This window comes from Tenacibaculum profundi, from assembly GCF_057162725.1.
The window spans coordinates 2,650,018-2,674,564 of the sequence record NZ_CM169894.1 but is presented as its reverse complement, the minus strand read 5'-3'; the positions used below and the strand labels follow the sequence as shown (position 1 = coordinate 2,674,564).

Sequence of the window (24,547 nt, the reverse complement as noted above, 5' to 3'; positions counted from 1 at the left end):
TTTTTGAATTTGACGATACTATATTGTAATAAGTAAACGTCAAGTTAATTTTACTTTTTATATTGCTTTTGCTTCGTTATGCAATAAATTGATTAACTCATCCACACTATCTACAAGTTTTACAGCACCCTTAGGAGCTGGCTTTTCAAAAGTTTGAGTTGATGTGGCTGCTACTGCCCCTGAAGACTCAACAACACTCAACGGTTTCTTTCGAGCCATCATAATTCCTCGCATGTTAGGAATTCGCAAATCTTTTTCTTCAACAATTCCTTTTTGACCTGCTACAACCATTGGTAAAACAGATGAAACCTTTTCTTCTCCCCCATCTATTTCACGCTCTAAAGAGACGTTAGTACCTTCAACTTCAATACCTACACATCCATTCACATAATTGTAATCCACTAAAGAAGCAAGCATTCCAGGAACCATTTGACCGTTGTAATCAGCAGATTCTTTTCCTGCTAAAACAAGATCATATCCTCCTTTTTTAACAACTTCTGCCAACTCTTTTGCTACCATCAAACCATCAGTAGGCTCTACATTTACTCTTATTGCATCATCTGCTCCAATCGCTAAAGCTTTTCTCAACGTTGGTTCAGTTGAAGCTCCACCAACATTAACAACTGTAACTTTAGCACCTTGCTTTTCTTTAAACCACATTGCCCTTGTTAAACTAAACTCATCATATGGATTAATCACAAATTGAACTCCGTTTATATCGAACTTGGTATTATTGTCTGTAAAGTTAATTTTTGAAGTGGTATCTGGAACATGACTTATACATACTAATATTTTCATATATCGTTATTTTTAAAAATCATTATTTGAACGACGAAGTTAAGGATTTTTTTTAAAAAATACTATGCACGCATAGTATTTTTATTACAAAAAAAAGAGTTTTAATTATTGTCTTACAATGACAATAATGATTACAACTCTATTTATATTTAGAAAATAAAAACACCATTAAAACTAAAAAATTAATATTTACTACAATGAAAAATAAAAATTTATAATTTAACTATAAAATTAATTAGGTAAACTACCTACATTAAACAAAAAGCCTCTCAGGAATCGATGAATAGCTAAAACTCAAAAACAGGCTTACGTTCTCAAAATTTTCACACATTTTAACACTTTTAGAATTCTATTATCATAAACAAATTCACTTTTTTAAATCTATTTTTCTTAATTTTGCAGACTTGATAAACAACTACTTATAAAACGTATGAAAACAGTACAATTTAGAGAAGCCGTTTGCGAAGCAATGAGCGAAGAAATGCGTAGGGATGAAACGATTTATTTAATTGGAGAAGAGGTTGCTGAATATAACGGAGCTTATAAAGCTAGTAAGGGTATGCTTGATGAATTTGGAGAAAAACGTGTTATTGATGCTCCGATTGCTGAATTAGGTTTTGGAGGGATTGCTGTTGGCTCTGCAATGAATGGAAATCGTCCCATTGTTGAGTATATGACTTTCAATTTCTCATTGGTTGGAATTGACCAGATCATCAATAATGCTGCTAAGATTAGACAAATGAGTGGAGGCCAATTTAATTGTCCTATTGTATTTAGAGGCCCCACGGCTTCTGCAGGACAATTAGCAGCAACACATTCGCAAGCCTTCGAAAGTTGGTATGCAAACTGTCCTGGTTTAAAAGTTATTGTTCCATCAAATCCTTATGATGCTAAAGGACTATTGAAAGCAGCAATACGGGATGACGATCCAGTAATTTTTATGGAATCAGAACAGATGTATGGTGACAAAATGGAAATACCTGAAGGAGAATATATCATACCTATAGGTGTAGCTGATATTAAAAGAAAAGGAACTGATGTTACTGTTGTTTCTTTCGGAAAAATAATTAAAGAAGCATATAAAGCCGCGGATAAGTTAGCAGAGGAAGGAATATCTATAGAAATCATTGACCTACGAACAGTAAGACCGATGGATCATAAAGCAATTTTAGAGTCTGTAAAAAAGACAAATAGACTTGTTATTTTAGAAGAAGCATGGCCTTTTGGTAATGTTTCTTCAGAAATTACTTTTCGAGTTCAAGAGGAAGCGTTTGACTATTTAGACGCCCCAATTAAAAGAATAAACACAGCTGATACTCCAGCTCCTTATTCTCCTGTTTTACTCGAAAAATGGTTACCGAATTCTGATGATGTTATAAAAGCAGTAAAAGAGGTTTTATATATTAAATAACCTCATAACAAAGAATAAAAAACAAAATCCTTTTGATTTTCATAATCAAAAGGATTTTGAAGTAAAAAAAAATGAATGAAAAATAAAATTCTATATCTATTTTTATTGATAACCTCATCGATAAGTGCCCAGCTTACAATACAAGGAAAAATAGTTGATGAGTTTAATAATCCGCTTCCTTTTGTAAATGTTATATTAAAGAAAACAACACACGGAACAATTACAGACGATGACGGGAAGTTCTTTTTAAAAACAAAAAAGTATAGAGGTACACTAGAAATATCGTTTATTGGATTTGAAAGCCAAGTGATAAAAGTTAATAAAAAAACTAAATACTTAAATATTGTTCTTAAGGAAGAATCAAACCAGCTTGAAGAAGTTGTTGTTGTTACAAAGCCAAAAAAGCGTTTAAAAAAAGAAGAAAATCCAGCTTACAAAATACTAAAAGAACTCTGGAAGAGAAAAAGAAAACTTGGTTTAAAACTTGTTAATCACTTTGAATACAAAAAACACTCAGCTATTGAAATTGGTTTGAATAACCTCGATACAGTATTTCTAAAAGGCATCTTTAAAAAAAGCTATAAAGATGACATAAAGCAAATCAAATACGATAATGATGGAATCAACTATTATATACCAATTTATCTTCAAGAAATCATAACAAAAGTTTATGGAAATAATGAAAAAAATCTTATCAGGGAAGATATAAAAGCAGAAAAGGAAGAAGGATTAGGTGCACAAGGGTTCGTTTTTGATAGAATGTCAAATACATTTCAAAATATTGATATATTCAAAAACAACATCCGTCTTTTACAAAAATCATTCGTTAGCCCACTATCATCCAATGGTTTCGCAACCTATGACTATGTGCTATATGATAGTATTTCAAGCAACAATCAGAAACTTTATAACATATATTTCTTTCCCAGACGAAATGGAGATTTAGCCTTTCAAGGTAATGTTTGGATTGCTGACAAAAGCTATTCTGTAAAAAGAATTAAAATGGCTGTTCACAAGAGCATTAATTTAAATTTTGTTAGAGGTTTAAGTTTCGACAAAGAATTTGAAGTTAAAAATGATAGTATTTATCTTCCTTTAAAAAATACTTACAGTGGTGATTTTACTTTAATTGATAAAAACGAATCTAATAAAGGGCTCACCATCAAAAAAACTGTTTCTTTTAGTAATTACAGTCTTGATAATCCAAAACCACAAGATTTTTACAGAAAAAAACTGAATAAAATTAGACCCAATCAATTTGAAAGAGATGAAGAGTTTTGGAATAAATCGGCAAAAATTGTTGATGACGAAACTTATGCTATAATTAATACAGTTAAAAATAAAAAAAGAATACAAACAATAACAGGAGTTATTAATACCTTCGCTAATGGTTATATTAATACTGGACTTGATTTTCAAATAGGTCCATTATGGACATTATTTGCGAATAATCAAATAGAAGGTTTTAGAACAAAACTTGGTTTTAGATCCTTTAAAACAAAGGATGATCGTTTCAGATTAGCTGGACATATTGCTTATGGATTTAAAGACAAAAAAATAAAATACGGAATAGAAGGTAAATATCTTTTGTCATACAAACCTAGAATTAGTGTTGGTTTGGCTTATCAGGATGATATTGAACAATTAGGAAGTAATTTATTGAATACAACACAGCTACTAGGAAATACTTTTGGAACAACTGCCTTATTTAATAGAGGTGATAATTTTTTCTTATCAAAAGTTCAAAAATTCGCTACTAACTTTGATTATCAAATAAAGTTGAATTTTCATGTTGGATTTAACTTTTCACATTCAAAAATACGTTCAGCTTCCGAGGAAAAATTTTCTATGAGTTATTTAGATCAAAACTATAATTTTCAATCAGAAACAATTGATGTTGCTTCTGATATATATTTATCTTATACACCAGGAAGATTCGTTTATGGCTTGGGGGTAGAGCGAAGATTTGGACGAAATATTTTTCCCACATTAATACTAAACTATAGAAAGGGCTATAAGGGACCTTTTAACGGAACACATGATTATGACAAGATTCAATTCAAATACAATCACCCAATACTTTTAGGAGAATTAGGTTTATTAGACGCAACGCTTGAAGCAGGAAAAACTTTTGGAACTGTACCTATCGGAATCTTAAGTGCTATACCTGCAAACCAATCATTCTCTCTAGTTAAGAACACTTTTTCTTTACTAAATTATTATGATTTTGTTACAGACGCTTATGCAGCGACACATTTAGAACATCATTTTAATGGTTTTATTTTTAATAGAGTTCCTTTATTAAAAAAGCTTAAATTAAGAAGTTTGATTACTTTCAGAGCTGCTTATGGTAGTATCTCAAATGATAATAGAGCAATCAATCTCTCTAACATAAAATACAACACCCCTGACAATCTTTATTACGAATATGGAGTAGGTATTGAAAATATTGGCTATGGAAATCTTAGATTCCTTAGAATCGATGCCATATGGCGAAGTAATTATACTCCTCCAGCTGGGCCACTAGTACTTCCAACACCTAAATTTGCAATTAGAATTGGTATAAAGCCAGGGTTATAAATCCAACTCTCTATAAAATAAGAGTTTTTTAACTGAAAAAAGCTAAAAAATAGCTAAGTTTGCCATCTTATTTTAGAAAACGAAGAAAAGTTAACAAGTATATGACTGCAAAAGAAAAACAAACAGTAGACGTTTTAATTGAAATTCCAAAAGGAAGTAGAAATAAATATGAATATGACTTCGAATTAAAAAAAATACGTTTTGATAGAATGTTATTCTCTTCGATGATGTATCCTGGTGATTATGGTTTTATTCCTGAAACGCTTGCATTAGATGGAGATCCTTTAGACGTATTAGTTTTAGGAGCAGAACCTACCTTTCCTATGTGCGTTATGGAAGTAAAGCCTATAGGTGTTTTTCATATGGCTGATGAAAAGGGGCCAGATGAAAAAATAGTTTGTGTACCTGTTTCTGATCCTATCTGGAACAAATACAACGATCTTTCCGATTTAAATCCTCATAGAAAAGATGAAATCACACATTTTTTCCAAGTATATAAAGATCTAGAAAAGAAAAAAGTAGATGTTGGAGACTGGGGAGATGCTAATGAGGCTTACGAAATTCTTCAAAAATGCATTGATCGTTATAAAGAAAGCGAACATAAAAGTAAAGGAAATTTCACTATTTAGATAGTAATAAATTATACAAATAAAAACTCTCAGAAAACTCTGAGAGTTTTTTATTGCTCATTGATTTAGTTATATTTACAATACTATAACTAATCAAATAACAAAAAACATGAAACAAAACATGATTTATGCGCCTATTATACTGGCAATCATTGGACTCATTTTTATGTATATAAAAATGATTTGGGTGAAAAAACAAGCTGCCGGTAATGAAAAAATGCAATCTATCTCAAAAAGCATAAAAGATGGCGCTCTTGCTTTTTTAGCTGCTGAATACCGCCTATTATTAATTTTTGTAATTATTGCTTCATTAGCTTTATTTGCTATATCTAAAATAGTGTCAACAACAAGCATAATGATTGTTCCAGCATTTATAATAGGAGCAATTTTTTCAGCTTTAGCTGGAAATATAGGAATGAGAATTGCAACAGATGCTAATTCTCGTACTGCTGAAGCTGCAAAAACTAGCTTACCCCAAGCCTTAAAAGTCTCTTTTGGAGGTGGAACTGTAATGGGCCTTGGTGTAGCCGGTCTTGCCGTTTTAGGTTTAGGACTTTTTTTCTTGTTATTCATCAATCAATTCATTGTTGATCAAAATAATTTCTACAATGAAATGACAGTTGTACTTGAAGCACTAGCTGGTTTTTCTCTTGGGGCTGAGTCCATTGCTTTATTTGCAAGAGTTGGAGGAGGTATTTACACTAAAGCTGCTGACGTAGGCGCTGATTTAGTTGGAAAAGTAGAAGCGGGAATACCCGAAGACGATCCTAGAAATCCAGCTACGATAGCTGACAATGTTGGAGATAATGTTGGAGACGTTGCAGGTATGGGAGCCGACTTATTTGGTTCTTATGTTGCTACGGTATTAGCTGCAATGGTTTTAGGAAACTATTTAATAAGAGACATGTCAATTGGAACTAATTACACTGATGACTTTAATGGCATGGGGCCCATACTGTTACCCTTAGTGATTGCTGGAATTGGTATAATATCATCAATTATAGGTACATTTTTAGTTGGAATTAAAGATAATTCAGCTAAAGAAGCTCAAGTTCAAAAAGCACTTGATTTAGGAAATTGGATTTCAATTATCATTACATTAACAGCAAGTTTTTTCTTAATAAAGTGGATGTTACCCGAAACTCTACAAATGAACTATTTTGGAGAAGGAATACAAGAAGTAAACTCAATTAATGTATTTTGGTCTGCTTGTATTGGATTAGCTGTTGGTGCCTTAATATCTATTGTTACATCTTACTACACAAGTCTAGGTAAAAAACCGGTTTTAGATATTGTACAAAATAGTGCTACAGGTGCTGGAACTAATATAATTGCTGGTTTAGCTGTAGGGATGAAATCTACCTTTTTATCTGTTCTATTATTTGCAGCTGCGATTTACGGGTCTTATTATTTTGCTGGTTTCTATGGAGTTGCATTAGCAGCTTCCGCGATGATGGCTACTACAGCTATGCAATTAGCAATTGATGCATTCGGGCCTATTGCAGATAATGCAGGAGGTGTAGCTGAAATGAGCGACCTAGAAGAACATGTTCGTGAGCGTACAGATATCTTAGACTCTGTTGGAAATACAACTGCCGCAGTCGGAAAAGGCTTTGCCATTGCTTCAGCAGCCTTAACAGCACTTGCCTTATTTGCAGCTTATGTTACTTTTACTGGGATAGATGGAATCAATATTTTTAAAGCCGATGTATTAGCTGCTTTATTTATTGGCGGTATGATTCCTGTTATATTTTCAGCATTAGCAATGCAATCTGTTGGTAAAGCTGCTATGGAGATGGTTCATGAAGTTCGTAGACAATTTAATGAAATACCAGGCATTATGGAAGGAACAGGCGTACCTGAATACGCTAAATGCGTTGATATTTCAACAAAAGCAGCATTAAAAGAAATGTTATTACCCGGATTAATTACCATAATAACACCAGTAATTATTGGAATTATATTTGGCGCAGAACCTTTAGGCGGATACATGGCCGGTGTATGTGTTTCAGGAGTAATGTGGGCTATTTTCCAAAATAATGCAGGAGGAGCATGGGATAACGCCAAAAAATCATTTGAAGCTGGAGTTGAAATAAATGGTGAAATGACATACAAAGGATCAGATGCTCATAAAGCAGCAGTGACAGGTGATACAGTAGGTGATCCTTTTAAAGATACCTCTGGTCCTTCTATGAATATTTTAATAAAGCTAACTTGCTTAGTTGGGTTAGTAATTGCTCCTATTTTAGGGGGACATTCGTCTAAAAGCAATATTGATCATGAAGCAAATTCAGAAAAAATAGATCACGAAATTCAAAAAGTTACTATTTATGATAGTGTCGTTTCTTCAAATACTATAAGTAAAAATGATAAAGTTATAACTAACATAGAAAAAGAAAAATAAAAGTATCAATCCTTTATAAAATTAAGTCCTTACATTAAATTTTAAATGTAGGGACTTTTATTTATCATAAACTGTAAACTATCATTTGTTGTTCTTTGAGCTAATCGGTTGATTCCATTTTCAGTTAATTGCAATACTCTTGGGTAACCTCCTGTAACTTGACAATCTCTCATCAATATAACTAATTTGCCAGATGGTGTAAGTTGCACTGTACCAGGCAAAACTGCAGATGTCAACATTGAACCAAAATTATTTGGTATTAATTTATTTAAACGATATCCCATCCTACTATTGTCGTTCGATATTACAAAGTGCTGACTTGTTAGGGCTTTTTTTTGCTCGTTAGACAACAAGTTGAATTCTGCCCCTTCGAAACATTGAATATTATTATTTAAAAAAAAATTTGATGGAGTTCTAATCACTCCTCTAAAGTTGTTCAACTGGTACTTAAAATTATTCTGGAAAGGTAGTAGCATTGCTTTTTCTAGTTTCGTGTTTGAAGTAATTCCCTCAAACCAACTTCTACTTTTAAGAACCTTATCTGTTTTAATTCCTCCTTTGACACCAATATAAGTTCTTGCGCCATATTTTCTTTTCCCAAAAGCTAAAACACTTCCTTTTTTAGCAAAAAAAGGAACATTTAACCTAATTAATTTAGAATCTAATGATACAGAGAAATCTGCTCCCGATACACATAAATAGCAGTTTTCTAAGAACAACAATCGTACCCCTCCAAAAAACACTTCTATAACAGCATCATTCAAATTATTCTCCAATAAAATGTTAACCAACTTACCTGAATAAGAATCCATTACACCTCCTAATGGAACTCCAATAGACCGGTATCCATATCTACCTAAGTCTTGTATTGATGCATAAAAGCCAGAAGAAAGAACTTTTATCATAAAACTTCTTTTTTTAAGTTAAATTTTCCTGTGGACACCTCTCTCTCTATTGCTAAATATTCCTTTTCACTAATCGAATAGAACTTTAATTTATCTCCAGGTTTTGCAAAACATGGTTCAGTTTTATTTACATCAAAAAAGGAAACAGGAGTTCTGCCTATAATATGCCAACCTCCCGGGCTTTCCATTGGATAAATACCAGTTTGACTTCCACCGATAGCTACAGAACCTCTGGAAACCTTTAGTCTTGGCGTATCTTTTCGGTCGATATGGAGCTTTTTATCTAAACCTCCTAAATACAAGAAACCAGGTAAAAAACCAATAAAAAAAACGGTATAAATCATTTTTGTATGTAAATTGATTATCTCATCAATAGAAATACAATTATTATTGATAATTTCATTTAAATCAATCCCAAATTTTCTATCATAACATACTGGTATTTTCCACAGTATACGCTCTACTTTATTTAATATAGGTTGGGTTTCATATAATTTTTTTAATTCTTGAATATTTTTTTTAAAATCAACTAGATTACTCTCAAAAATAAGTGTCATTGAATTATAACCCATCACTATATCATCAAGTAGAAAAAGTTTGGAATCGATAATTTTTTGTCTTAGGCCAATAATGTCTTCTAGAATAACCTCATCTATTGTCTTTTCCCATTCTATTATGATAGATTGGTCTCCGAAAATCTTGTATTTTAGTTCAAATTTATTCAAAGCAACGCTGTTTTAAATTTTGATTAGCCCTAGTTCTAAAAAATAATAGTTATCCATTTACTACAACTTAGCTACTTCAACTTTAATAGCCTTAAATTCATCAAAGAGATATTTAACCAACTCATTAGCGTTTTTATGATCCCCATGAATACAGAATGTATCAGCTAATAAAGGAATTTCTTTACCTGTAATCGTTCTCACCTTTCCTGTGTTCAAAACAGTGAGTATATGCGAAAAAACTTCTTCTTTTTGATTTATTAAAGCATTTTTATGTAATCTTGAGACAAGTGTTAAATTTTCATTATAATTTCTATCTCCAAAAGCCTCATACTTTATTTGAACTCCTCTACCCTTTGCTAACTTAGAAATAACTGATTGATCGGGAACATATAAATAGGTTTCTGGACAACATTCCAAAACAGTATCTACCACTACTTGGGCTGTTTTCTCATCAACAGCAGCAAGATTATAAAGAGCTCCATGTACTTTTATATGATGCATGCTTAAACCAAATTTCATCAAACTCTCCTTTACAAGTAGAATCTGATCTTCAAGACTTTTTCTCAGCTTATTTGAAGGAATATTAATAACTTTCCTCCCAAAATTTTCTCTATCTGGAAATGATGGATGGGCACCTACTTTAACATGATACTTTTTTGCCAATTGTATAACCTCGTTAATAATATTAGCATCACCCGCATGCCCACCACAGGCAATATTACAAGAGGAAATAAAAGGTAAAAGGTAATCCTCATTACCTACTCCTTCACCAACATCACAATTTATATCTACAACCATTTATAATAAATTAAATACTTTTAGAATACTCCTCAGCCCCAAAAAGATAGTTATTGCCAGTATACACAATACAATAAAATTCTGAAGTCTTGTATTGTGATATTTTCCCAAGACATTTTTCTTATTCATTATCCAGAGGAGGACTCCAACAATGATAGGTAATAATACTCCATTAGCTACTTGAGCAAACTTGATAATCTCAATCGGTTTTATCCCTATGGATGAAAAAATAACTCCTAAGACTAAAATCCCTCCCCAAATTAACTTAAACTTAATTGACTTCATGGTACCTTTCCATCCTAAACACCCTTTAACAACAAAAGCAGCGGCTAAAGGGGCTGTTATGGAAGATGTTACACCAGCTGCAAACAACCCAATAGCAAGAAAAAACTTTGAATATGAGCCATATAAAGGTTCCAAACCTAAAGCTAAATCAGCTCCATTATTGATACTTCCAGATGAAATACCAGAGGCTGAAATGATAATCGACATAGACACCACTCCACCCATCAAAATTGAAATAATAGTATCTTTTTTAGCAAGCGTTAATCCCTCTTTATTTTTCCATTTTTCTTTAACCAAAGAGGCATGTAAAAACAAATTGTATGGCACTACAGTTGTTCCTATTAAACCCATAATAGTAAAAAGACTATTTTCAGGAATAGTAGGCAAAAACACCCCCTTTAAAATAGCTGATAAACTTGGCTTAGTTATCACAGCTGTAATAACAAAAGATATGCTCATTAATAGAACAAGAATAACTAAAACCTTCTCCAATACCTTATAATTTCCAATTAACAATAGTCCAAATGCTATTAAACCAATAAGAATACTAAAAAAGTTCAAAGAAAAAGTCCCAAATTTTATACTAAAACTCCCTGTAATAGACTCTATCCCGATAACACTGCCACTAATATTACCAGCTTCATACGCAGCATTACCAATAACAATAGCAGAAAGAATGAGAAATATCATAAAGCCCCTTAGTATTGGTTCTTTTAACTCACTTCTTAAAACCTCTGACAAGCCTCTTTGAGAAATAATACCTAACCTTGCAGCCATTTCCTGAAGTGTAATGGTGGCAAATATTGAGAGTAACATAGCCCACAAAAGATGTGTTCCAAAATGAACTCCTGCCAACGTGCATAAAGTAACTGTACCCGGTCCAATAAAAGCTGCAGCTACAAGAGTACCAGGGCCTATATTTTTAAACAATTTATTAAGCATAGTAATATATTTATTCTGCTAAATGTAGTAAAAAGAAATTATCTGATTTAAGTTTCGTAGCTCATTTACATTTGTTTTATTTGGGTTTCTTATTTTTGCTCAATGCAAAGAGTGATTCGCAATTTTTCAATAGACAATCCAACTGAATTCAAACAAAAATTATTTGATTGGTCTAAACAATATGAAACGGTTGTATGGCTAGACTCAAATAATTACCAGCAAAAATATAGCTCTTTTGACTGTATGCTTGCTGTTGAAGAGTTTACCTCGATCAAAACAGACTACTTTAATGCTTTTGAAAAGCTAAAAGAATACCAATCACTAACAAAAGATTATATTTTTGGTTATATTTCATACGATGTTAAAAATGACGTTGAGGCATTAGAATCTAACAATCCAGATAGCCTTCATTTTCCTGATTTGTTCTTTTTTCAACCGCAAAAACTAATAACGATAAAAGATAAAAATGTTGTTTTTAGCTATTTAAATTTAATAGATGACGAGTTAGAGGAAGATTTTGAAGAAATTACGCAAGCTAATCCAACTATTATCAATTATGAAATAAGAAAACCGAAAGATAATCACTCGCTTAAAATAAAACTAAGAATTCACAAAAATCAATACCGTCAAAAAGTTACAGAAATTTTAGATCATATCCACAAAGGGGATATTTATGAGGCTAATTTTTGTCAGGAATTTTATGTAGAGAACGTGAATATTGATTCTTACGAAATGTATAAACATTTAAATGCAATATCCGAACCTCCGTTCGCCACGTTTCTCAGAAAAGAAGATCTTTATTTACTTTCAGCATCCCCAGAAAGGTACATTAAAAAAGAGAATAATAAAATAATTTCCCAGCCTATTAAAGGTACAGCAAAAAGATTTGTAAATAAAGTTGATGATGATAAGATTGCCTTTGATCTTTCCAGAGATGATAAAGAAAGGTCTGAAAATATAATGATTGTTGATCTTATAAGAAATGACCTATCAAAAACAGCCAAAAAAGGTAGCGTAAATGTTGAAGAATTATGTAATGTATACACATTTAAACAGGTACATCAGATGATTTCTACCGTAACTTCAACTGTTGATGATTCAACACACCCTGTTGATATTATCAAGAAAACTTTTCCAATGGGCAGTATGACAGGTGCACCCAAGGTATCAGCCTTGAAAATAATAGAAGAGCTTGAAGAAAGCAAACGTGGCTTATATTCAGGGACCGTTGGATACTTTACACCAGACGGGAATTTCGATTTTAATGTAATCATTAGAAGTATTTTGTATAACAAAAGTAACCAATATCTTTCCTTTTCGGTTGGGAGCGCCATAACGTCAAAATCTATACCTGAAAAGGAATATGAAGAATGTTTACTAAAAGCTAAAGCTATGAAACATGTTTTAACTAATTGATAAGAGAAAAAAATAATTTGATTAATGCTTTATTTTTACTTACCTTTTATATTTTGCAAACAAAATCATAATTAAGAAATCAATATGACTCAAGAGAGCTTCACTTACTCATTTCATGAAACACTATTTTTTGCACAGTACTGGAAACCAGAGAAGATCAAAGCTGTTGTAGTAATTATTCACGGAATGGGAGAACATTCTGGTAGATACCAACATGTTGCTCAAAAACTCGTAGCAAACGATTTTGCTGTCATCGCATTTGATCACTTCGGCCATGGAAAAACAAAAGGTAAAAGAGGCCATAATCCCGGATACTCTTTTGTACTAGACAGCATATCAGAATTAATACACAAAGCGAAAGATCTGTTTGGCAACTTTCCATTGTTTTTATATGGTCATTCAATGGGAGGTAATGCTGTTATTAACTATGTTTTACGTAAAAAAAATATTCTAAACGGAGTAATCGCCACGAGCCCTTTTTTACGTCTTGCATTCGAGCCGCCTGCATGGAAATTATACTTAGGCAAAGTTGTTCAAAAAATAGCTCCATCAATAACACTTGGAAATGAATTAGACCCTAATGACATTTCAAGAGATCCTATAGAAGTTCAAAAATATATTGAAGACCCTTTAGTTCATGATAAGGTAAGCCCTAATTTTTCTATAGATTTTATTGATGCTGGCGAATGGGCTATCTCAAATGCAAATAAGTTGGCTACTCCTATGTTAGTAATTCATGGAACTGATGATAAGATCATTGATTATAGAGGTTCAGAAGAATTTGTTAAAAATTCGAGTCTAGCAACATTAAAGTTAATTAAAGGTGGGTATCATGAATTACAAAACGACTTTTGTAAAGAAGAATTCCTAGAAGATATTATCAATTGGCTTCATACAAAAACACAGGTTTCTTGATCAAATGGAGCATAAACTTCTTGAGCATTTAAACGCTGAATTTCCTTTTATTTTTGGAAAAAAATTGGTTTTAGCAATATCAGGTGGTATTGATAGTGTGGTTGCTGCTCATTTACTAAAAAAAATATTTAATGACCTTTCATTGGCTCACTGTAATTTTCAATTAAGAAAAGAGGAAAGTGACAACGATGAACTATTCGTTTTAGAGTTAGGAAAAAAGCTAAGAGTAAAGACTCACACAACAAAATTCGATACATTTAATTATGCTATAAAGAAAAAAACTTCAACTCAAATCGCTGCTCGAGAACTGAGATATGAATGGTTTGCCTCTTTAATTGACGATTTTGATTATGATTACCTTGTTACAGCACATCATGCAGATGATAATTTAGAAACGTTTTTAATCAATTTAACAAGAGGAAGCGGTTTAACTGGTTTAACAGGCATTCCCAAAAAGAATGACTATATTATTAGGCCTTTTTTACTCTTCTCTAGGGATGAAATAGAAAATTACGCTTCTAAAAATAAAATTAGTTGGAGAGAAGATAGCAGTAATTCCGAAGTAAAGTACCTAAGAAATAAATTTCGTCATGAAATCATTCCAACTTTAAAAAAAATCAATCCTAGTTTTCTTAGTTCATTTTCCAATACAATTACATATTTAAGAGATAGCCAGCAAATAATTAACGACATGACTTTAGAGGTCACTAGAAAAGTTTCTAAAAAACATGGTGATATCTTACAAATTGACATTCAAAAAATTAAAGAGCTATCTAATCCGAATATTTATTTGTACCAGATTTTGCACCCCTATGGTTTCACAAAATGGAGTGACGTCTATAAATTAATAAATGCAGAAAACGGAAAATTAATAAGAACAAAATCACATACTTTACAAAAAGACAGAGAATTTTTATTACTTTTACCACTTCACAAACTTAATTCCCCTGATAAAGAGTATTCTATAGAAAGAAACTCCTCAAATATCTCAGTGCCTGTAAGTTTGATGTTTAAAAACGTTCAAAAAATGACATATTTAGATAAAAATTCTATTTATGTTGATAAAAATTTACTAAATTACCCCCTGACTGTTAGAAAATATAAAACTAACGATTTGATTTTTCCAAAAGGAATGAAGGGAAGGAAAAAAGTTAGTAAATATTTTAAAGATGAAAAATTATCATTAATAGAAAAACAAAATACATGGTTGCTTTGTTCCAGTAAAGATGAAGTAATTTGGATTATTGGTATGAGACAAGATCAAAGATTCGTACCAAAAAAGGAATCAACCAGTATTTTACAAATATTATATATCAACCCCTGTAAATTATTATAGAATGAAAAAACTTATTACTCTTTTTTTGTTTTTTATAGGTTTTGTTACTTTTTCCCAAACTGATGACGCTCCCTTGGAAGTTACACCATCTGTTAAAAAAGTATCAGACACTGAATACGATTTAATTTTTGAAATATCAATTGCTGAAGACTGGCATTTGTATTCCCAATTCAATCCAGAAGACGCTTCTTTACCGATGACTATTTCTCCCGCTGAAGGTGAGGAAGGTTATACTTTAGTTGGTAAAGCTGAAGAAAGTGAAACTGAAACTGAATTCAGTGAAATTTGGGGAAAAGACGAGATTTTCTTTGTTGACGAAGCTACTTTAGTACAACGTATTACCGTTCAAGACACTGCGCTGACTAAAATAATGCTTAATCTCGATGCGCAGGTTTGTAAAGAATTTTGTTTACCTTTTGATGAAGACTTCACGTTTACCTTTTCTCTAAAAGGAGGAGAAGTAGTACAAACAGTCACAGAATTAGACGAAAGAAGTAAGGTTCTATCTGAGTCTCTTAAATTAGATCTAAAAAATGAGTCGATGCTCAAAGGAGCAACTTCCAAAGAAAGTGAAAAAAAGAATAGTAGTCTACTTAATGTATTTTTACTCGGTTTCGTAGGAGGTTTATTGGCCTTTTTAACACCTTGTGTATTCCCAATGATTCCATTAACAGTTTCTTTCTTTACAAAGAAAAATGAAAAAAACTCCAAAAGTGGATCTGGAAGTGCATTATTATATGGTTTTTTTATAGTTCTAATATACGGCCTTTTAAGCCTACCTTTTCATTTTCTTGATACCTTAGATCCAGAAATACTGAATAATATTTCAACTAATATTTGGTTAAACATTTTCTTTTTCGTTGTTCTAGTTTTCTTTGCAGGTTCATTTTTTGGACTATACGAATTAACCTTGCCTGCATCTTGGACAAATAAAGCAGATAATGCATCTAGTGTAGGTGGTATTTTAGGAGTATTCTTTATGGCTTTAACATTAGCTATTGTTTCTTTTTCTTGTACGGGACCAATTTTAGGTTCGTTATTGGCAGGATCTTTATCTTCGGATGGAGGAGCTATGTTATTAACATCTGGTATGGTTGGATTTGGTTTAGCTTTGTCGCTACCTTTCGCTGTTTTTGCAAACTTTCCTAAATGGATGGCCAAGTTACCAAGATCTGGTAGTTGGTTAAACACTGTTAAAGTTTCTCTTGGATTTTTAGAATTAGCTCTTGCTTTTAAATTTTTATCTAATGCTGATTTAGTTGGTCACTGGAATCTTCTTAAAAGAGAAATATTTATAGGTATATGGACTATATTAGCTGTTTTAATGGCACTATATCTTTTTGGACTAATTGGTAAAAAATATGGTAAAGTATCAATGTTTAGAGTTTTATTAGGTGTCTTAGTTCTTGGAATTGCAGTCTATTTAGCTCCTGGTGTTTTACAAAAACCTACATGGGATCAAAGCCAGTTATTAAGTGGTTTTGCTCCTCCAAAGTTCCACAGTATTTACAAACAAGATGACAATCAATGTCCTTTAAATTTAACCTGTTTTAAAGATATAGAAGAAGGACTTGCTCATGCCAAAGAGGTTAATAAACCTGTAATATTAGACTTCACTGGATGGGCTTGTGTAAACTGCAGAAAAATGGAAGAAAATATTTGGAGTCAGCCTGATATTTATAAGATGCTCAGCAATAACTTTATTATCATTTCGCTCTATGTTGATGATCATCAAAAAATGCTTTCAAAGGAAGAACAATTCGATTACATTAAACCTAACGGGAAACTTAAAAGAATTAGAACTTATGGTGACAAATGGGCTACGCTTCAAACGGCTAATTTCAAAATAGCATCTCAACCTTTTTATGTTGCTTTGAGTCCAAATTTAGAAGTATTAAACTCACCAGAGCAATATACCGATAAAGACACTTATGAAAAGTGGTTAAAAACTAGTATCAATCGTTTTAAAGAAATAAATTAAAAGTTTATAATAGAATAAAAAAAGAGGAAGTATATTTAAAAGATACTTCCTCTTTTTTATTTGTATAAAAACACATCAAAAAACTAACTAATAAATACATATTTATCTACTTGTAAACATTGATAATATGTTATTTATTTTTTAATACCTATATTTATACAAATAAAAAAGCTATGTTAAAAAAAATATTTGGTAGTGCCGTATTTGGTATAGAAGCGACAACTATAATTGTAGAAGTTAATATTGGAAAAGGAATTGGTTACCATTTAGTCGGTTTACCTGATAATGCCGTTAAAGAAAGTTCGTATCGCATTTCTGCTGCCCTTAATAACATTGGGTACAGGCTCCCCGGAAAAAAAATCACTATTAATATGGCTCCAGCTGATATTCGTAAAGAAGGCGCTTCTTACGATGTTACAATAGCCATTGGAATTCTCGCCGCTTCAAAACAAATTAATTCTGAAAACATTCGCGACTATATAATAATGGGAGAATTATCACTTGATGGTAGCGTTCAACCCGTAAAAGGAGCCCTATCAATCGCTTTAAAGGCTAAAGAAGAGGGTTTCAAACATTTTATTTTACCTGAAGAAAATGCAGAAGAAGCTGGTATTGTTGATGGATTAAATATTTTGGGAGTAAAAAATATAACACAAGTTATAAATCATTTAAACGGAACATCTAAAATACAATCAACAAAAGTTGATATAAAAGCGAAGTACAGTCAACATTTAGAATCATCAGAATTTGATTTTTCTGATGTGAAAGGTCAAGAAGGAATTAAAAGATGTATGGAAATCGCTGCTGCTGGTGGACATAATATCATTCTCATAGGTCCACCGGGGTCAGGAAAAACTATGCTTGCAAAAAGACTCCCATCAATTCTTCCTCCCATGACAATCTACGAAGCTTTAGAAACTACTAAAATTCATTCAGTCTTTGGTAAGATTAAAAATACAGGTCTTGTATATCAAAGACCTTTTCGCTCACCTCATCATACCATTTCAGATGTAGCACTTGTTGGAGGAGGACAATACCCTCAACCTGGTGAAATATCCCTTGCTCATAACGGCGTTTTATTTTTAGATGAGCTTCCTGAATTTAAAAGAAGTGTTTTAGAAGTAATGAGGCAACCACTAGAAGATAGAGAAGTAACTATCTCTAGAGCTAAATTTACTGTAAACTATCCAAGTAGTTTTATGTTAGTAGCTAGTATGAATCCTAGTCCTTCTGGATTTTTTTATAACACTAACACTCCTACTTCTTCGTCGCCATTAGAAGTCCAACGATATTTAAATAAAATCTCTGGTCCATTATTAGATAGAATAGACATTCATATGGAGGTAGCTCCAGTTTCTTTTGAAAAACTTTCTAACAACATAGAAAGTGAAAGTAGTTCTAATATTAGAGAAAGAGTTGTTAAAGCAAGAGAAAAACAGTCAATAAGATTTCAAGCGATTAGTAATTTACATTACAACGCACAAATGGATGTTAAACATATAAAACTATTTTGTAAGCTATCAAAGGATAGTAAATTACTTCTTAAAAAAGCTATGGAAACTTTAAACTTATCAGCCAGAGCATATGATAGGATATTAAAAGTTTCAAGAACCATTGCTGATTTAGCTAATGAAGAGGCTATATTACCAAATCATATTTCTGAAGCAATACAATATAGAAGTTTAGATAGAGATGGTTGGTTGCATTAATTTAACAGATTTTAAACACGAACTTCTATCGTTAAATATTTGAATTAATTTATGGAGTATACTGTTATTTTTTGCTATTCAATATTGAAAAATTTAAATACTTTCGATTACACTTACCATAAACTCTTGCATTTTAAATAAAACAGATTAACATTTTTTTTATTATAATATAGATCCAACTTTAAGGTAAATTCTGACGAAACAAAAAATCAAACTTTATTAATATAATAGTTCACAATAAATTACGATTATTTAAATACGTTGATATTTTTATTTTATGCATGATTTATATACTACTATCATTTATTTGATTACTTAAAAAAAAACTAAATAAACATATACGCAATACTTTTAAACATTTTTACGTGTTTCCTTTTAAAATTAAAAATACGATGTGTTTTTTATGCTGACGTAAAAAACCATCTGTTTTATTATAAATCCTAAATTATAAAAAACATGAAAAAAAAAGGAATTATTATCTGTAGCTCTTTATTAGTGACATTCTTATTTTCTTGTGAAAATAAGATTAATGAAGAACCTACTACTAATCAAAATCAAGTAGAGTTTGTTTACGGCCCTGCAATAAAAATTAAAAGTGACTTTTCAAGAAAAAATCAATCTAGAAAACAAGAAATTATTAATGGAGAATGGAAAACACTCAACAAAGAAAATTTAAAAGAACTCAGCGAAAGCGTTAATATCAATTATAATAATGTTAACGATGCTAAAGAGCAATTTACTAAAGTTTTTAACAGAGGAACAGACCAACCAAAAGGTGTATTTATTAATGAACGTAATTTAGGAGAGGGTACAAACCCAAACTCAGAACAAGATTGGCATGCTGAGTTTAGGGCTACAGGAGAACCTATCAATGACTTCGATAATGAAAATACTAATTTTACCTCTTTCAAAAGAATCAGAGGGACTGCTTCAAGATCTGAAGTAAACAATTCAGGAGAAAGAAAATTCATGGAATTATCAGGTGAATGGAGAATTGAAACGAGTAATGAATCTAATTGGAATGTTACCGGTAATATTAGCACAAAAGTAGGTGGAAGTATCGGAGTACCTCTAGTTACTAAAGGAAGCATAGAAGTTGCTGTTGGACTATCTGCTGGTGGTGGTGGAAGCCATTCAAAAAAAATTACTGAAGTTATACGTGGTGGAAATGGAATATGGGTTCCTGCTGGTCATGTAGCCAATTGGGAGTTAGTAGAACGTCATAAAAACTTTAAAACTAAATGGAGAGTTCCACTTGAGTTTAAAGGTAGAGTTGGTGCTGATTTTGGAAAAATACACCATGGAAGTTATTTCTGGTCTGTTCTTGCCAAAGATTTCTTTGCTGATTTTCTTACAAAAGCTTATTTAGTAGATTTAAATGAAGAATACTCGAAAGAAATTAGAGTAAGAGCCTGGGTCAGTAAAATATAAGAGTTGTTTAACAGCAAAAATAATTCTTATATATTTTATTATAATTGATCACTTAAAAGAGGCTATACGACTAGCCTCTTTTTTAATTAATTAAAGCAACTTCCTAGTACATTTCATACTTGTTAAACTAGCAATAACACCTCCTAAAAAAACTTTAACACATTAGGCAAAATACTTATTTCACAACAAAACAAAACACTCTAAAACAGCTAAATAAAAAAAAAACACCAAGGAAATTATGTTAAAATAAATTATATTTTAAGGTTATTTATGATCAAATAAATTTATTTTTTTGATTGAAAAGAGTATAGAGGTATACTTTTTTCCTTTATACCACTAAATAGAATGAAGAGTTGTTTTTAACAATTATTAATATCGCCCCTAAACCCTCAAAATTATAAAAACGATGGTTCTTAGATTTGCTTCAAAATTATTGATAAATTTCAATTACACCTCTAAAATCTTTTATACTAAAGCATGTAATTTCAATAAAACATGTGCTTTTACCTTAAATAAAATAAAAAATAAATTCTTAGAGATAGAGGGACAAATTGTAAGTCCCTCTATTTTATTTTTTTTTAAAACTTCTTGTTTTAATAATACTTTTAGAAATATCAAGACCTCCATTAGTTTTATTAGAGCATTGAGAAATCTTATTTAAAAACTATTAGAATTACATTGTGTTTATTTCACAATAATTAAATATTATAACCATTCAAATAAAATTAATACTAACTCATTATAAGGAAATAAAAGCTCTATTTAAAAATAGATGCATGATTTTCGTAAATATTAAAACTTCTAATGATATACTCCCGTTAAATTCTATATTATTAGTTGAAAAAATAGTTACACATTGAGCGCCTTTTCTTTTATAAAATAAGTTGTAACAAGTCTTTTTTAATCAAATTAATCATTTTATAAAATCAAAAAACCAAACTTTAACATATCAGCTCAATACGCAAAATCAAACCAAACACAAAGATTTAAAATTCAAAAACTTAAAAACAAAATAATCAAAACACAAATGTTAAAAAAAACTTTATTTTAACTAAAAAACACGATAAATCATTCTTTCAAAAAAACTAAAAAGAGTATTCATAAAAGTTTTTCATCTTATTAAGACTACAACGAGTGAAGAATGATTTTTTTTAATTTATTAATCCCTAAAATACAATACAGAACGATTAAGAATCTGTAGTTTTTTAGATTATATAAATTCAATTTTACCATGAACTTTTTTGTATAATGTAGCATGTAAATTATAAGTTTAAGTAGCTGTTAATGATGCATGTGTTTTTTAACCCTTTATTTAAAAGAAAATGAAAAATAAACTAATTTTAATGAGCAGTGCTCTATTATTCGCAACTTTTTTCTCTTGTCAAAACCAAGAAGAAGAAATTATGTCAAGCCCTAGTCAACAAAAGGATAGAGGTATCAAAGTAGGAAAAACAATCAATATAAAATATTTTGATGTTGATACTTCGCATCGTTCGAAAGCACCTATCGTTGGTGAATGGCAGAAAATTAGTGGTAAGCATCTAAAAACCTTAAGCCGAGATGTTAATTTTAGATATGATAATGAAGGTTCTGCTAAAGCAAGATTTGCTGAAATATTGAACTCTGGTTCGCAATTACCTGTTGGAGTTTTTATTAATGATCGAGGATTAGGTTGGGGAACCAACCCTAACCCTTCACAATATTGGGAGGCCGAATTTAGACCTGTAGGTGAGTCTTTTTATGATAGAGAAAATATATCTGACTACACACCTTGGAAACCAATAGAGGAAACTATTTCTGTAAGAAATTACGACAATGAACCTAGAAGAATGGAAGCTCCAATAAAATGGGAATTCAGAGATACCCATTCTGTAAAATATGAGGTTGGGGGATCACTGGCTCTAACAGCAGGTGGAAAAATTGGCCTACCTCTTGTAGCAGAAGGTGAAACATCGGTTACTGCTACGCTTTCGGCATCTTATTCTGATACTTCGACAACTACTAAAATAATTACTATAGGTGGATCTGCTACTGGAATAATGGTTCCTGGACGCAAAAAGGTTACTTGGACATTATACGAACGTCATAAAAATTTTGATGGAGATTGGAGAGTTCCTGTTGAATTTAGAGGTGAAGTTGGAGCCGATTATGGAGCTGGTAAATATAAAGGTCATCATTTTTGGTATGTCCATGCTGCGGATTTCTTCCGTGAATTTAAGAACCCTAAAAACGCTTATCAGATTAGTGTATTCTCTACAATTCAAAAACAATTTGAAATAAGAGCTGTAATCCACGATAATTAAAATAAAATATTTATCTTAAAAAAGTTATAATAATTACTTATAAGCTTAATAAGAGGAACTACATTTTGTAGTTCCTCTATTTATTTTAAAACACACATAAATTATCTACTGAATATTAAAACAATTTCTTTTCTTACTTGACAACAATTGTTAGAAGCTTTGCTAAGTATTTATTCTTATTATAAGATTGTAATTTTAATTGTAAAGCAGATTTTACTATACATAGAAATAAATGTTCGCTGACCATTTTACACAAAAAATATATCAAATCATTCTATTTTTTTTAGAATCATGAAATTTTGAAATAGTTAATACTCCATTCAATTAATTATTAACATCTCATCATATTTACTAATACAAATATTTTACAATACTTTTTCTACTAGAAATAAAACATTAATAATAAACACCTTAAAACAAAATTTCAATTTAGTTGTATAATTAAATTACAAAAATGTTGATGTTTTTACAGACCAAAAATCAATGAAAATGAATACTCTCCTCAAACTTGAGCTTAAATATCATTAGTTAATAATTCCTTGTATTTTCATTTAGTCTATCTTATTGAAAGATTATAAGAAAAAAATGACTCTAATGTCCAGTATAGAAACTTAAAAATCAAAGAAACCTAACTAATACTATAATTAGTATTAGTTTTGATAGTGGAGCAAACAACAAACAAATTGCACTTTATAAAAAATAAAAAGACATTTTAATAATTAGGCATAATTACTTGTACTACCTTTGCCGATTAACACAAAAACAACTCATCGTATTTTAATTTTTAGAATCAAAAACTGTCTGACAGCAATTAAAGTTCTAAGAATTTAAATAATTTCCGTTACGAGTTGTTTCATTTTTTATAAAAAATTATAAACACGTTAATATGAAAAATAAATTGATACAAACTTTTTATTTAACACTATTTTTTTCTTCATTAAGTTGTAACGACCAAGTTAATGAATTAACTTCATCTGAACAAGGTAAAACAGACGACTACGACCTTTTCATAAAAAGGTCAAAAACCGTCTATCATAAAAAAAAATCTAGGAAGTTAAGTTCTTTTTTTGGGAACTGGCACAAAATTGATGGTTATAATTTAAGAGATATAAGCGTCAATACCAGAATCAATTTCCGAAATATTGACGATATAAAACAACGGTTTGCCCGACTGATAAATTTAGGAGAAGAAACTCCCATTGGAGTTTATTTCAATGAGTATGTCTGTGGTGAGGGACAAAACCCAAACATAAAACATAATTGGTCCTCTCTTTATAGAACAAAAGGTTTTCTTTGTAACGAAAAATCAAAAGAGGCGTACAGCGATTTTAAAAGAATTCCATATTCTGTAACTAGAGTTCATAAAAATAGTAGTAGTAAAGATACTTGGTTACCATTTCCAGGTAGTTCTGAATTTGACATTCATAACTATGTTCACTGGAATATAACTGGTGACATAAAGGAAGAGGTTGGGGGAAAAATAGAAATACCTTTAAGAACAGAACTTGATAATTCAATTACAATTGACTTATATTCGCAAGGGTTCGGTACGGGTTTAAAATCTTCAAAACATGTATTTATTGACGGAACTAATACTCTCTGTATTCCTAATGATAACACTGTCATAATAAATAGTAATAATGAAATTTTTGTTCCTGCAGGTAAAGTCGCGTACTGGGAACTAGTTGAACGACATAAAACTCACTCTTCTAAATGGAAAGCCTCTATAGAATTCAAGGGTAAAATTGGAGCTGACTATGGTAAAAAACATCATGAACATTATTTCTGGGCGATTGATGCAGAAGATTTTTTTTACGAATACAAAAACAAAGCTTATGTCATTGAGGTAAACGAACAGCATTCCAAAGAGATAAAAATTAGATGCTGGATAGCGGATAATTAAATCTAAAAAAATCATAATATTATAAAAGTAGAGTAAAATCAAATAGTGTTCTCCTTCTACTTTTTATCTTTCAATT

General features: G+C 31.0%; 17 protein-coding genes. 12 read left to right on the top strand and 5 right to left on the bottom strand.

All coding sequences use genetic code 11. The annotated features are described in order from the left end of the window. Positions 1–57 precede the first annotated feature (57 nt). Positions 58–798, bottom strand: coding sequence for an electron transfer flavoprotein subunit beta/FixA family protein (locus AC2GW8_RS10865; protein WP_440879896.1), 741 nt, complete (start codon positions 796–798; stop codon positions 58–60). 430 nt (positions 799–1,228) lie between these two features. Here AC2GW8_RS10865 and AC2GW8_RS10860 point away from each other — a divergent pair, with 430 nt between their 5' ends. The 4 genes from AC2GW8_RS10860 to AC2GW8_RS10845 all read left to right on the top strand — a co-directional run bounded on the left by AC2GW8_RS10860 (position 1,229) and on the right by AC2GW8_RS10845 (position 7,822). After that, positions 1,229–2,209, top strand: coding sequence for a pyruvate dehydrogenase complex E1 component subunit beta (locus AC2GW8_RS10860; RefSeq protein ID WP_440879895.1), 981 nt, complete (start codon positions 1,229–1,231; stop codon positions 2,207–2,209). Positions 2,210–2,284: 75 nt separating this feature from the next. Then, positions 2,285–4,789, top strand: coding sequence for a DUF5686 family protein (locus AC2GW8_RS10855; RefSeq protein ID WP_440879894.1), 2,505 nt, complete (start codon positions 2,285–2,287; stop codon positions 4,787–4,789). 101 nt (positions 4,790–4,890) lie between these two features. Next, positions 4,891–5,418, top strand: coding sequence for an inorganic diphosphatase (locus tag AC2GW8_RS10850; RefSeq protein ID WP_440879893.1), 528 nt, complete (start codon positions 4,891–4,893; stop codon positions 5,416–5,418). Between the two features lie 109 nt (positions 5,419–5,527). After that, entirely contained in the window at positions 5,528–7,822 is a 2,295-nt protein-coding gene (locus AC2GW8_RS10845) for a sodium-translocating pyrophosphatase (RefSeq protein ID WP_440879892.1), read from the top strand. Positions 7,823–7,863: 41 nt separating this feature from the next. Here AC2GW8_RS10845 and AC2GW8_RS10840 read toward each other — a convergent pair whose 3' ends face one another. From AC2GW8_RS10840 to AC2GW8_RS10825, 4 genes are read right to left on the bottom strand one after another with little or no spacing between them, the layout of a single operon-like run. Continuing rightward, positions 7,864–8,727, bottom strand: coding sequence for a 5-oxoprolinase subunit C family protein (locus AC2GW8_RS10840; RefSeq protein WP_440879891.1), 864 nt, complete (start codon positions 8,725–8,727; stop codon positions 7,864–7,866). Beyond that, positions 8,724–9,452 carry a 5-oxoprolinase subunit PxpB gene (gene pxpB, locus AC2GW8_RS10835; RefSeq protein ID WP_440879890.1) on the bottom strand — a complete coding sequence of 243 codons (729 nt, stop codon included), beginning with the start codon at positions 9,450–9,452 and terminating at the stop codon, positions 8,724–8,726. The genes AC2GW8_RS10840 and pxpB overlap by 4 nt, the downstream gene beginning before the upstream one ends. Positions 9,453–9,512: 60 nt before the next feature. Further along, positions 9,513–10,250, bottom strand: coding sequence for a 5-oxoprolinase subunit PxpA (gene pxpA / locus AC2GW8_RS10830; protein ID WP_440879889.1), 738 nt, complete (start codon positions 10,248–10,250; stop codon positions 9,513–9,515). After that, positions 10,251–11,477 carry an Nramp family divalent metal transporter gene (locus AC2GW8_RS10825; RefSeq protein ID WP_440879888.1) on the bottom strand — a complete coding sequence of 409 codons (1,227 nt, stop codon included), beginning with the start codon at positions 11,475–11,477 and terminating at the stop codon, positions 10,251–10,253. Positions 11,478–11,579: 102 nt separating this feature from the next. On the opposite strand from AC2GW8_RS10825, the gene AC2GW8_RS10820 reads away from it, so the two are divergent. From AC2GW8_RS10820 to AC2GW8_RS10785, 8 genes are all read left to right on the top strand, one after another. Continuing rightward, positions 11,580–12,893 carry an anthranilate synthase component I family protein gene (locus AC2GW8_RS10820; protein WP_440879887.1) on the top strand — a complete coding sequence of 438 codons (1,314 nt, stop codon included), beginning with the start codon at positions 11,580–11,582 and terminating at the stop codon, positions 12,891–12,893. Positions 12,894–12,977: 84 nt separating this feature from the next. Beyond that, entirely contained in the window at positions 12,978–13,808 is an 831-nt protein-coding gene (locus AC2GW8_RS10815; protein WP_440879886.1) for an alpha/beta hydrolase, read from the top strand. A 4-nt stretch (positions 13,809–13,812) separates the two neighbouring features. After that, on the top strand, positions 13,813–15,144 hold the full coding sequence (gene tilS / locus AC2GW8_RS10810) for a tRNA lysidine(34) synthetase TilS (RefSeq protein ID WP_440879885.1): 1,332 nt from the start codon (positions 13,813–13,815) through the stop codon (positions 15,142–15,144). Between the two features lies 1 nt (position 15,145). Beyond that, the gene (locus AC2GW8_RS10805; protein WP_440879884.1) at positions 15,146–17,125 is read left to right on the top strand and encodes a protein-disulfide reductase DsbD family protein; all 1,980 of its coding nucleotides are present in this window, start codon (positions 15,146–15,148) and stop codon (positions 17,123–17,125) included. Positions 17,126–17,298: 173 nt separating this feature from the next. Then, positions 17,299–18,834: a YifB family Mg chelatase-like AAA ATPase gene (locus AC2GW8_RS10800; RefSeq protein WP_440879883.1), complete on the top strand. Its 1,536-nt coding sequence runs from the start codon at positions 17,299–17,301 to the stop codon at positions 18,832–18,834. Positions 18,835–19,290: 456 nt separating this feature from the next. Then, positions 19,291–20,265 (top strand): hypothetical protein, encoded by a 975-nt coding sequence (locus AC2GW8_RS10795; RefSeq protein WP_440879882.1) that lies wholly within the window; start codon positions 19,291–19,293, stop codon positions 20,263–20,265. A 1,322-nt stretch (positions 20,266–21,587) separates the two neighbouring features. Further along, positions 21,588–22,568, top strand: coding sequence for an ETX/MTX2 family pore-forming toxin (locus AC2GW8_RS10790; protein WP_440879881.1), 981 nt, complete (start codon positions 21,588–21,590; stop codon positions 22,566–22,568). 886 nt (positions 22,569–23,454) lie between these two features. Next, complete coding sequence (locus AC2GW8_RS10785) at positions 23,455–24,471, top strand: hypothetical protein (protein WP_440879880.1); 1,017 nt, start codon at positions 23,455–23,457, stop codon at positions 24,469–24,471. Positions 24,472–24,547 lie beyond the last annotated feature (76 nt).